Here is an 11707-nt window from a genome sequence, read left to right on the forward strand (position 1 = left end):
CAGGGCCCGCGGGCTCCGGCGGCACCACGGTTGACCGCGGTGCCGTAGCCGAGGTTGCGACCCGGGCGCGCCAGGCGCACCTCGGCCCGCTCGGCGGCCGCCCTCGTGCCCTCGTCGAGGTGCGGCGAGTTGTCCACCACGACGACCTCGTAGGGCCGCGTGGTCGCCTTCGCCAGCGAGTCGAGGAAGGCGCCGATCACCTCCCCGGACCGGAAGGTCACGACGACAACCCGGATCTCCGGATCCACACCCATGTCTCGCCCGCCCGTTCTCGCCCACCGCTGGTCGCCCGACACGTTCCCGTGACGACGCACGGCACCTTGCACCGAGGAGACCGTAGCGCGCCCTTTGCGGCGTTCCTCGCCCCGGGGCCGGGCCGACGGGCGCCTCAGCGCTCGGCGACCGCCCGCGCGTAGCTCGCGAGATGCGCCTCGGCGCTGGCCGCCCAGGTGAACTCCCGGGCCCGGGCGAGACCGGCCTGACCGAGCTGCCTGCGCCGCTCGGCGTCATCGAGCAGGGCGCCCATCTCCCGGGCGATCGAGCCGGCGTCCGGCTGGGTGTAGGCGACGGCATCGCCGCCGACTTCCGGCAGCGACAGGCGCGGCGTGGTGAGAACCGGGGCGCCGCAGGCCATCGCCTCCAGCACCGGCAGCCCGAAGCCCTCACCGTGCGAGGGATACGCCACCAGTGACGAACCTCCCAGATAGCCCGGCAGGTCGGAGAAGCGCAGATAACCCGGCCGGATCACCCGCAGGTGGCTCGGCACCGAGGCGACGGCGGCATCGACGTCGTCGTCCCAGCCGGAGCCGCCGGCCAGGACGAGCGCGGGCGGCTCGTCCCGCCAGTGCACCGCCTCGGCCCAGCCCCGGATGAGGTTCGGCACGTTCTTGCGCGGCTCCAGCATCCCGAGGAACGCGACGTAGCGCGAGTCGCCAAGCCCGAGCCGGCGGCGCACCCGCCGCTTGTCCTCCTCGGTCGGCGGATGGAAGGTCGACGTGTCGACGCCGTGGTAGGCGACGTCGGTGGTCGTCGGCTCCCCGTCGAGCACCCGCACCAGCTCGTCCCGGGTGGCCTTCGAGGGGACGATGATCCGGACCGCCCGGCGCACCGCGGTGCGCATCGCGGACCGGAAGAACGTGCCCTTCACCGCGGTGTGCATGTCGGGCTCGGTGAAGAAGGTGACGTCGTGAATCGTCACGCACACGGGCTGGTGCGCCCGCAACGGCATCGTGTAGTGCGGTGAATGGATGACATCGGCATTCACCTGTTCGGCGACCAGTGGCAGCCCGGTCTGTTCCCAGGCCAACCGCGCGGGCCGGTGGGCGATGGCCGCCGGCCCGGACAGAACGGTGGCGTGTGGAGCCATCCGGCTGTAGCGTTCCTCATCCGACCGTTGGCAGACGAGCGCCATGTCCGCGCCGGTCGTGCCCAGCGCCGCGACCAACCCGTCGACATAACGCCCCACGCCACCACGGTCGGCCGGGACCGAAGTGGCGTCGACGAGCACCCGGGGTCCCACGGCGCTCCCTCCCTGACGCGCCACCCGCGACGGGGTGGTCGCTTGCTTCACGGTGACCGCTTGCTTCTCAACGGGGGCAACACTACGCCCGCCCGTCGTCGGCGACGGACACGGCGGGGGAACCGCTGACTCGACGGTAGAGCGCCCACGTCGCCAGTGCTGCCCCTTTCCAGGTAAATGACCGGGCACGAAGGCGTCCAGACTCCGACAGCCGCCCCCGCAGGCCCGGATCGCCCATGACCTTCGCCACCGCGGCGCCCAGCGCGGCCGGGTCGTCCACCCCGACTACCACGGCGGCGCCCCCACCGACCTCGACCAGCGCGGGGGCATCCGAGACGATGACCGGCACACCGTGCGCCATCGCCTCGACGACCGGCAGCCCGAAGCCCTCCGACCGGCTCGGCGCGAGCAGTACGCCCGCACGGGACAGGACCACGGCGAGATCCTCGTCACTGAGCCGCCCAAGGGTGCGCACCCGGTCCGCGCCCAGACCGTGCCTGGCCGCCGCCGCGCGCACGTCCAGCCCACCCCAGCCGGTCGCGCCGACGTGGACCAACGGCAGGCCCGGATCGCCCGGTCGTCGCAGCGCCGCGAGCGCGGTGTCGAGGCCCTTACGGGGTTCGAGCGTGCCGAGGGTGAGTAGATAACGCCCTGGAGGGGGTAGCCCCATCCGCGCGGCGCGGGCGTCGGCATCGGGCGGAACCCGGACCACGGCGTCGGCGACTCCCTCCCCGATCGCGTGCAGGCGGTCTTCGGGGATCGGCAGATGCCGGGCGATCTCGGCCGCCACCGCGAGCGTCGGCACGACGATCGCGTCGGCGTGGCGTGCGGCCCGTTCGCCCATCAGCCGGTGCCACCGGACCCCGTGCGGGGTCAGGGTCTCGGGATGCGTCCAGGGAACGGCGTCGTGGATCGTCACGACGAGCTTCGGGCGCGGCCGGCGCCGGTCCAGGGCATCACCCAGGGCCGGCGCGACGGTTCCGGAGGCCCAGGAAGCCAGCGACGGACGGGGCGGCGCGCCGGAAAGTCCGGAAGGTGGAGATGAGTCCACATAACCCGGAGAGCGCCGATAATCCGGAGAACGCCGGGAGTCACCGGACCGTCGCCCGCGCCGGGACCCGGTCCGAGAACCGGTCCGGTCGTCGAGGCCGCGCAGGGCGTCCGCCACCGAACCGGTCACGAACCCCCGGGTGCCACCCGCGGGTGGCACCAGCAGGGTCGGAGCGTGAATGACGTCCACCCCTGTCGGAGCCGGGCCCACGCCACACGCCCAGGCCACGGCGAGTGCGCGGCGAGGCAGACCAAGTCGGAACGGACCGAAGACGCCGGGCAACACGGCCGGACCGACCTCCCGGCGCCCGGCACACCACCCGGTCACCCGGTCCTCGGGGGCGGCGGTGCGGGCGAGCGCCGCCGCGAGCTCGGCGGAGTAGCGCCCGGTCCCGCCAGGAACCGGCGCGAGCAGCTGCTCGACAAGGAAACCCACACGCACGGGTCACAGTCTGCCCCTGCCTCCTCCATTCCCGGACAGCCGGGGCCGGTGGGCCGGCGGGGTCAGCGGCCGCAGGCGCGCAGGGCCGCGAGTGCCATCACGGCGCAGGAGATCCCGCCGACCAGGTATCCCCAGCCCCGATGGCCGAAGAGCGCGAACCCGGCACCCATCCCGGCCACGATCAGCCCGAACAGCAGCACGGTCAGGACGACGGCGAGGATGCGCTGGTTACGCAGGGAGGTGGGGGGCGGCGGCGGGCCCGTCCGCGGCCCGTGCTCCGGCTGCCGGCGCGGTTCACGGCCGGGGCCCGGGCGTGCCGACCGGCCGGCGGACGCCATCGTTCAGCCCTCCCGTTTGCGGGCGTGGGTGAGTACGACGCTGCCCGCGGTGTCGGGAGCCCGCCGGTCCGACAGGGCGACGGCCGGCGAGAGCACGGCCGCGGCGTTCCATCCCGTCCTGCCGCCCTTGGCGGACAAGGTCAGGTAGAGCCGCTCGGCGCGTTCGCTGCGGAACATGTACGTCTGCCGAATGACCTCGAGCCCGACATCGTCGAGCAGCTTGGCGAGATGGTCGCCGGAATAGGTGTGCCTGACGTGGTAGCACTCGCGGTGCCGGTCGAACAGATCCGGCCAGGACGCCGCCCGGGTGAGGGCGTCGGCAGACATCACCAGGTCGCCACCCGGACGCAGCACCCGCGCCATCTCGGCAAGCGCGGCCGGCCCATCGTCGAAGTGCTCGATGGCGCAGACCGACATGACGACGTCGAACGTGGCCGCGGCGAACGGCAGTGCCAAGGCGTCCCCCTCGACGAGCCCGGGATGCCCGCGCAGCCGGCGACCGAACTGCAGCTTGTGCCGGGCGAGGTCGAGGCACACCGCCCGAGCCCCGCGACGGACGGCCTGGCCGGCCCAGTAGCCGTCACCGCCGGCCACATCGAGCAGGGTGCGCCCGGCCAGTTCCCCCGCCCACGACAGCAGGGTGCCGACCTCCCGGCGACGCATGACATGTACCTGATGGCCCACGAAGGCGAGGGCGTCGTCCCGCACCGGGCTCACAGGTCGGCCCCGCCCATCCGGTCAGCCCGGCCCATCCGGTCAGCCTTGCTCATTCCAGTCCGCCTTCCGAGTCCACGATTCACGCGTGGTCCACGATCCAGGGATGGGCCGTGACCCATGGATGGGCCGTGACTCGCGCATACGCCACGGCTCAGGTGTGCCCAAGCGCGCCCAACGTCACATCAAGGTAACGCTCCCACGCCCCGTCGATGTCCGGCGGTATGACCTTCGAGCGCAGCCCGGCGAGCACGCCGGGCTCGTAGAGCCGCCGCAGCGCCACCGCCAGCGCCTCCGCGTCGTCGGGCGGCACGAGTAGACCGTCCACGCCGTCGCGGACCGTGGTGGCGAGTGTTCCCATCGTGGTCGCCACGACCGGCACGCCGTGCAGGTGCGCGAGATCGACGTTCTGCGACGCCGTTCCGGCCCGGTAGGGAAGCACCAGGGCGTCGGCACCGGCAAACAGCGCGGGCACCTCCGCCGCGTCGACATAGCCCGACCGCAGGTCCACCCGGGTGGCCAGGCCGAGCTCCTCGACCAGCCGGGCGGTCTCCCCCGTCCCGCCCCAGAACTCGCCGGCGACGGTGAGACGAACGTCCGCCGGCCCGCGGGCCAACGCCCGCAGCAGGACGTCCAGTCCCTTGTACGGCCGCACCAGCCCGAAGAACAGCAGATTGCGCCGGGTGACGTCGGCGGATGGCCCACCGCGGCCGGCCACCGGCCCGGGCGGCGAGGACGGCAGACCCGAGGAGGACGGACCCGAGGACGGCAGACGCGAGGACCACAGGTGCGTGGCCATCTCGGCCACCAGGACCGGAGCAGGGGTGAGGCACGCGGCGAGCTCCGCCTGGGCCGGCGTGTGGACGAGAACAGCCGACGACCGGCGCAGCACCGCACTGGTCAGCGGTTCGTCCACGGCCCGGCGCTCGTGCGGCAGGACGTTGTGGCAGAGTGCCACGACCGTGGGACCCGCGCCTCCGGAACCCGCTCGCCCGGAACCCGTGCCCCGGCCGCGCAGCCCCCGGGCCCGCAGCCCCGGGGCCCGCAGTGCGCCGAGGACGCCCAGGTAGGCCGGAGCCTGCACGGGGGTGACGACGACCAGGATCACCGCGTCGGCCTGCCGCCGCAGGCGCCTGCCGAGCCGGATCCACCCATCCGGTCTGCGCCACGACAACGGGTAGCGGGTGACCTCGAACGGCTCCATCTCGGGCTCGGTGACGCGCTGCACGCCGGGATAGAGCCGCGCGGGGTATTGCGCCGACCAGGACTCGACCGCCACCTCGTGGCCCCGCGCCGACAGCCGGTGCGCAAGCTCGGTGGTGTGCTGCGCGATCCCCCCCTTGTAGGGATGGGTCGGACCGACGATCGCGATGCGCACGCCGGTCAGGTGTCGCTGCGCGAGCGGGCCACCAGATCGCCGATCAACGCCAGCACGACGATCTGGAAGCCGACCAGAATCGCCAGCAGCGTCGACGTCGCCACATGGAAGTCGTAGCGGATCACGTCCACGATCAGCTTGACAAAACCCAAACCCATGATCCACAGGGCGACCGGCATGAGAACCTTGATCGGATCGAAGTACATCACCATCCGCAGCACCTGAAGGATGTAACGCCGCGCGTCCCGGAAGGGATGGAACTTCGACGTTCCGGACCGTTTTGCGTAATCAATCGGGAGGTAATCCACCGGATGCTGGTTCGACAGGAAGGACATCGTGATCGTGGTGACGCAGGAGAAACCGGGGGGCAGTAGCCGCAGATAGGGCAGGGAAACGTCCCGGCGGAAGGCGCGAAGCCCGGAGTTGAGGTCGGGAATCTTCATGCCGGACAGCCGCTGGGCGATTATCCGGATGAACCATTTCGCCGGCACCCGGGCCCACTTGTGAGTGCCCTCCTCGGTGCGGCGCGCCCCGACGACCTGGTCGACGTCGAGGTTGTCGTCCAGGTAACGGACGAACTCCGGGATGCGCTCGTTCGGGTACGTCATGTCGGCGTCGGTCCAGACGACGATCTTGCCGCGGGCCTCCTGGGTCCCGATCCGGCGGGCCGTGCCGGAACCACCGTTGCGGCGGAACGGCATCACCCGCATGCACGGGAACCGCGGGGCCACCTCGCGCAGCACCGCGAGCGTGTTGTCGGTCGACTTGTCGTCAATCGCCAAGACTTCGTAGGAGTAACCGCTCGCGTCCATCGCGGCGGTGATGCGCTCGAGTTCGAGCACCACATGGTCCTGCTCGTTGTAGCAGGGCAGCACGATGGTCACGTAAGGGGTGTCCGGACCGGCGGCAGCGACGCCGTCCCCGGAAGCCGCCCGCACTGGGGTGCCGGCCTGCGGATGTTCAGGTCGGTGGATGGCGCTGACACTCACGTCGGTGTGGCTCCCGGTCGTCGTTCCGGCCCAGCGGCGTCCCGGGCCGGCGTCCTGGCGGCCCGACGTCGTCAGTTCCCGCCCCGATCGCCGGTCCGTGGCGATGGTGCACGCTCCGTCGAGGGCTCGCGCACGACTCTAGAGTGGCATGCCCGCCCCGGCGAGCCGACAGCCGGGCGGTCCCGGCCACCGGGGCAGCGCCTACTGTTGCTCCGTGGGTGCGTTCAGAAGTGATCTGCGGGAGTATGTGCGGCACGTTCGTTCGCTGTGGGCGGCGCAGGAGACCTCGGCCCGCTCGTTCGTGGCCGGGCTGCGTTACCCGCTCGCGTACAGGCAACCGATCTGGACCGGTTCCCCCACCGTGATCGAAGGCCGGGAACGCATCGAGTTCGCCGAGGGCGCAGCGCTACGGGTGGGGCTCGGCGCGTTCGGACTGTCGACCCGGCGCGACACCTCGATCATCCGGGTGCATCCCGAGGGCCGCCTGCGCTGCGAAGGTGTCGTGTCGCTGCAGCGGGGCGTGCGGATCGTCGTCGACTCGGGCGTACTGGAACTCGGCCCCGGGGCGAACATCAACGGGTTCGCCAAGATCCTCGTGCGCGAACGCGTCTCGATCGGCGCCTGCTGCAACGTCTCGTGGGACACCCAGCTACTCGACAACGACTTCCATCCGATGGTCGTCGACGGCGTGGAGCAGCCGATGAGCGGGCCGATCGTGCTGGAGGACCGGGCCTGGATCGGCACGGGGGCTATCGTGCTCAAGGGCGTGACGATCGGCGAGAGCGCCGTCGTCGCCGCGGGCTCGGTGGTGACCCGGGACGTGCCGCCCAAGGCCGTCGCCGCCGGATCCCCCGCGAAGATCGTCGGCCACATCGACTCCTGGCGCTGATCCGGCGCCCGGATCGCGCGCTCCGGACGTCGGGCCGCGGAGCTGTCCGCGTGCCACGCGGACAGCTCCGCGGCCACGCCTAAAACCGGAATCTTCGCCTCGCCCAAATCCGACAGATCCTGCTATTCGACAGATCCTGCTATCCGTGCTATCCGGCGGACTTTGCATCCGGATAGCCGAAGGCATCCGCCTCGATCCCCCGATTCAATAACGGTGAACCAGCCCTCGAGCGGTCACGATGATGGTTGCAGGCTGTGACACCGCCGGTCCGGGAACACCGCGACAACGGTCTGGACACCAGCCCGGAAGCACCCGCACCACCGTGCGCGACCAGGGCTGACTGGAGGAGGGCACCCATGATGCCGACGGGGAATCGGGGGTCCGTAGCATGACTCCACCTTCGTCCGATGGGACTCTGCCACTCGTGGGTGACTCTGTGGATTCGACCGCAACGGCCCGCGCCGACGCCAAGGCCGGCGGAGACGTGTTCCCGATGGGGACGCGCTTCCGGCCGTGGGGGATTCTCCGCACCACCCCTGCGGCCATCTGGGTGATCACTCTGCTCTTCACCGCGCTGCTGGCCGGCTGGTCGGTGATGATGCCGCAATACCATGCGCCCGACGAACCGAACCACGTGGACGCTGTGATGCGGCTCGTCGAGGGCAAGGGCTGGCCGCATCCGGGCCGTGCGATCGTGACGCAAGGTGGCGTAGGGGCGATCATGGCCGCCCCCTACGGATCCGAGGAGCGGCCCCGCGACCTGTCAGCCGGCCCGTTCACCGCGGCCGACGCCGTCCCCCGCCACGATCGTCCCAGCTGGGAGGAGTTGGACCGGATGCCGGCGCCGAAGGGCGGCATCCAGCAGCTCGTGCAGCATCCCCCGCTGTACTACTGGGTTGACGCCATGATTCTCAAGGCCGTCCCCGGCGGTGGCGACCACCTGCGCTGGGACGAGATCATCGGGATCCTGCGCCTGGTCAGCGTGGCAATGGTCGCGCCGTTGCCGTTGCTCGCCTGGGCCGGGGCGAACCGGCTCAGCGGTGGCAGCCGGGTGGCGGGGATCTGTGCCGCCCTGGTACCACTCGGGATCCCCCAGCTCACCCACATCGGATCCAGCGTCAACAACGACAACCTGCTGGTTCTGACCAGCGGCCTGGCCACGGTCTCGATCGTCTACGTGCTGCGCGGGGACACCTCCCTGCGCACCGCGTCCTGGACGGGGGTCTTCGTCGGCCTCGCCCTTCTGACGAAGTCACTGGCGATCATGCTGGTCCCCATGGCGGCGCTGGCCTACCTCGTCGCCTGGGGCCGGGCCCGACGCGACGCCCGGGCTCCGTGGGCGCGGGGACCAGCGGCCGCCGTGGCGGCGACCGGACCGGCCGCCATCGCCCCCTACCCGGCCGCCCCTTACCCCCCCGCCGACCCCCGCACAACCAGCCCCCGCACAACCAGCCCCCGCACAACCAGCCCACATGCAACCGGCTCTCACCCCACCGAGACGGAGCCCTTCCTGCTCGCCGAGGCCGGACCCACGGGACCACCCGCCTCCGCGCTTCGCGTGCCCTGGCGCCAACTGCTGCTCGGCGGCGCGCTGGCGATCGCGCTCGGCGGCTGGTGGTGGATCGTCAACATCGTCCGTTACGGCACCTTCCAACCGGAGACGCCGGGATTCCCCCTCGGCCAGTATCTGAGCGACGACTGGGGTGCCTACACCGAGCTGCTGATCAACGGGACGATCCTGCGCTGGTGGGGATCCTTCGGATGGTTCGAGGTCAACCTGACGACGGTCCCGGTGCGCACGGGCACCGCCGTCGTCATCGTCTTCTTCGCCCTCGCCCTCATCCGGGCCCGGACCGGACGCATCCGGGTGGACCTGCTGTTCCTGCTCTGGCCCACCTGGGCGCTGTTCGGCCTGATGACCCTGCAGTCCGCGAAGAACTTCGACAGGTACTTCCACGTCAGCGGGATCTCCGGCCGCTACCTGTATGCGGGCCTGGCGTCGCTGGCGATCGGGGTCGGGATGGGCGCGGCGGCGACCGGCCGCCATCTCTCCCGGATCATGCCGCTGCTCTTCCTGGCCGGCGCGACCACCCTGCAGGCCTGGGCGATCTCGATGGTGTTTCCGCACTTCTGGCAACTCGAGGGCGGCGACCTCGGCGACGCGTGGGACGCGATGGCGGCGTGGGCACCGTGGTCGGAGGGCACCCCGAAATGGCTTGCCGGCGCGGTGTGCGTCCTCGCCGTGGCGGCCCTGGCCTGCTGCATCGGGGTCCTTGTCACCGGCGGTCCGGCCCCGTCAAAGGGACGGTCACCATCGACGGGACAGCGACCGGCTCCACCGCTCGCGCCGTACCCGTCGCACCTGCCGTCGCCGGAACGGCCGCGGCGCGCCGCCGCGCCGGATGCCACCACCGGCTCGGGCCCGGCGGCCGGTACGGGCCCGGAGCCCACCGGCCAGGGCCCCTCCGCCGCGGGGCCTCCGCACTCCCCCTGATCCGGCATCGCCGACAAGGAACCGGAAACCATCCGACCATCGTGCGCGTTCATTCGCGGAGAGTCACACTGAATCCCGAGCCTCGGACAAGGCGCAACCGGCCACGGCGGCGCTGCGCATCGGAGCTCGGGGGCCTCGGATGGTGATTCGGAGACGCATAGGATCCGCGATGTCAACCATCTCGGTTCGGGAGGGGTCTTGCGCCGCAAGCGGGAGACGGGCAACGCGCGGACGGTGGCGCCCCCGTCCGCATCGCCCGCTCCACCCGGCCCCGCCTCCGGGGCGAACCCCCTGGGGCCCGAGACGCCCTCCGGGCCCGTCGCTCGGTCGGGACGGGGGACACCCTCGGCGCCGGACTTCGACCCGGTGGGCGGCAGCGGTCTGACGGCACCGCCCATGGAGCCCCTCGACAGCAGCGACCCGACCGAACTGGGCCAGTTCACGCTGCTGGGGCGCCTCGGGGAGGGCGGGATGGGGACCGTCTTCCTCGGGCGGGGCAGGCCGGACGTCGCCGAGTACGCCGGCCGGCTCGTCGCGGTCAAGGTCATTCGACCTGACCTGGCCCGGGTGCCCGAGTTCCGGGCCCGGTTCCGCCGGGAGGCCGACATCGCGCGCCGGGTCGCCCGCTTCTGCACCGCCGAGGTACTCGATGTCGTCGATCCGCCGGGCGGGCGGCCCTACCTCATCACCGAGTACATCGACGGCCTCACCCTCGCCCAGACGGTGGCCGCGGCCGGCCCACTGCGGTCGGCCGACCTGGAGCGCGTCGCGGTCAGCGTGGCCGCGGCGCTGACCGCCATCCACGGCGCCGGCCTCGTACACCGTGATCTCAAGCCGTCCAACGTGCTGCTCTCAGCCTTGGGCCCCCGCGTCATCGACTTCGGCATCGCCCGGGCGCTGGACGCCCCGACGATGCTCAGCCAGGAGATCCAGCGGATCGGTACACCGGCGTTCATGGCCCCGGAGCAGGCCAACGGCGAGCCGGTGACGGCGGCGGCGGACGTCTTCGCATGGGGTGGCCTGGTGACCTATGCGGGCACCGGCTCCTTCCCCTTCGGGGACGGGCCGACGCCGGTGCAGCTCTACCGCGTTGTACACCGCGAACCACTGCTCGACGGTCTCGCTCCAGCCCTGCGGCCGATCGTCGAAGAGGCCATGCGCAAGGACCCGGCCACCCGGCCGAGTGCCCAGGAACTGTTCCTGCGTCTGGTCGGAATGGGCCCGACCACGCATCCCGACCCGGAGGTGACCCGCGTCATCCGTGCCGGGGCATCGATGCCCGCGCCCCCGCAACGGACCGACCCGGACCGCTCCGCGCCCGGACAGAGATCGGATCCGCCCACCGAGGCCGAGTTGGAGGGACCGCCCGGCGCGGGTCGTGACGAGACCGGGGACGAACCCACCGGGCTAGCGGCGACCGGAGGCAGGGCGAACCGGGGCTTCACGCCCGTCGACCCTGATCCGGGCGGGTCTGCCTCGGGCGAGCCGGTCGGCGCCGGGCCGCCCGTCGACCCGTCGGCACGGGACCGCGGCCGGTGGAACTGGCGCCGCGTCGCGCTGCTGGCCGCCCCGGTCCTCGCGGTCCTGCTCATCGCGGCCCTCATGCCATTCGCGCTCACCACCGGCAGTGACCGGCGGCCGAGCCGGGAGGAGACGGCCGCTCGCGTCGCTCTGGCCGCCGAGGCCGTCCGCAGCTCTGATGCGGACCTGGCCGCCCGGCTGTCCCTGGCGGCCTACCGCATCAGCCCGGTGTGGGAGGCCCGCGCCGGGCTGCGCACCTCCTTCGCCGCCGCGACGGCGACGGTGCTCGACGGGCACACGCAGTCGGCGCTCGGTATGGACATCAGCCGGGACGGGCGCCTGCTGGCCTCGACCGGTGCCGACAACCTCGTCC

10 protein-coding genes are annotated in these 11707 nt (G+C 72.0%); 3 read left to right on the forward strand and 7 right to left on the reverse strand.

Annotated features, from left to right (window positions below; all coding sequences use genetic code 11):
- The 7 genes from ACY45C_RS10625 to ACY45C_RS10655 all read right to left on the reverse strand — a co-directional run.
- Positions 1–254, reverse strand: a 254-nt coding sequence (locus ACY45C_RS10625) for a glycosyltransferase family 2 protein (protein WP_462187456.1), incomplete at its 3' end; no start/stop codon positions are given.
- A 134-nt stretch (positions 255–388) separates the two neighbouring features.
- The gene (locus ACY45C_RS10630; protein WP_462187465.1) at positions 389–1519 is read right to left on the reverse strand and encodes a glycosyltransferase family 4 protein; all 1131 of its coding nucleotides are present in this window, start codon (positions 1517–1519) and stop codon (positions 389–391) included.
- An 82-nt stretch (positions 1520–1601) separates the two neighbouring features.
- Positions 1602–3011, reverse strand: coding sequence for a glycosyltransferase family 4 protein (locus tag ACY45C_RS10635; RefSeq protein ID WP_462187457.1), 1410 nt, complete (start codon positions 3009–3011; stop codon positions 1602–1604).
- Positions 3012–3073: 62 nt separating this feature from the next.
- Positions 3074–3349, reverse strand: a complete 276-nt coding sequence (locus ACY45C_RS10640; RefSeq protein WP_462187458.1) for a hypothetical protein — start codon at positions 3347–3349, stop codon at positions 3074–3076.
- 3 nt (positions 3350–3352) lie between these two features.
- Complete coding sequence (locus ACY45C_RS10645; RefSeq protein WP_462187459.1) at positions 3353–4066, reverse strand: class I SAM-dependent methyltransferase; 714 nt, start codon at positions 4064–4066, stop codon at positions 3353–3355.
- A 151-nt stretch (positions 4067–4217) separates the two neighbouring features.
- Entirely contained in the window at positions 4218–5441 is a 1224-nt protein-coding gene (locus tag ACY45C_RS10650; protein WP_462187460.1) for a glycosyltransferase, read from the reverse strand.
- Positions 5442–5446: 5 nt separating this feature from the next.
- Positions 5447–6430, reverse strand: coding sequence for a glycosyltransferase family 2 protein (locus ACY45C_RS10655; RefSeq protein ID WP_462187461.1), 984 nt, complete (start codon positions 6428–6430; stop codon positions 5447–5449).
- 214 nt (positions 6431–6644) lie between these two features.
- Between ACY45C_RS10655 and ACY45C_RS10660 the strand changes: the two genes are divergently transcribed.
- The 3 genes from ACY45C_RS10660 to ACY45C_RS10670 form a co-directional block, all read left to right on the forward strand.
- Positions 6645–7319 carry an acyltransferase gene (locus ACY45C_RS10660; RefSeq protein WP_462187462.1) on the forward strand — a complete coding sequence of 225 codons (675 nt, stop codon included), beginning with the start codon at positions 6645–6647 and terminating at the stop codon, positions 7317–7319.
- Between the two features lie 436 nt (positions 7320–7755).
- The gene (locus ACY45C_RS10665; protein WP_462187463.1) at positions 7756–9813 is read left to right on the forward strand and encodes a DUF2142 domain-containing protein; all 2058 of its coding nucleotides are present in this window, start codon (positions 7756–7758) and stop codon (positions 9811–9813) included.
- Positions 9814–10209: 396 nt separating this feature from the next.
- Positions 10210–11707: serine/threonine-protein kinase (locus tag ACY45C_RS10670; RefSeq protein WP_462187464.1), on the forward strand; the 1498-nt coding region annotated here is incomplete at its 3' end.

The organism is Frankia sp. CcWB2, assembly GCF_977927585.1.

What these genes read in the sequence shown, in the direction of transcription:
- ACY45C_RS10640 (WP_462187458.1), bottom strand. Translation starts at nt 3,349, where the DNA reads ATGGCGTCCGCCGGCCGGTCGGCACGCCCGGGCCCCGGCCGTGAACCG.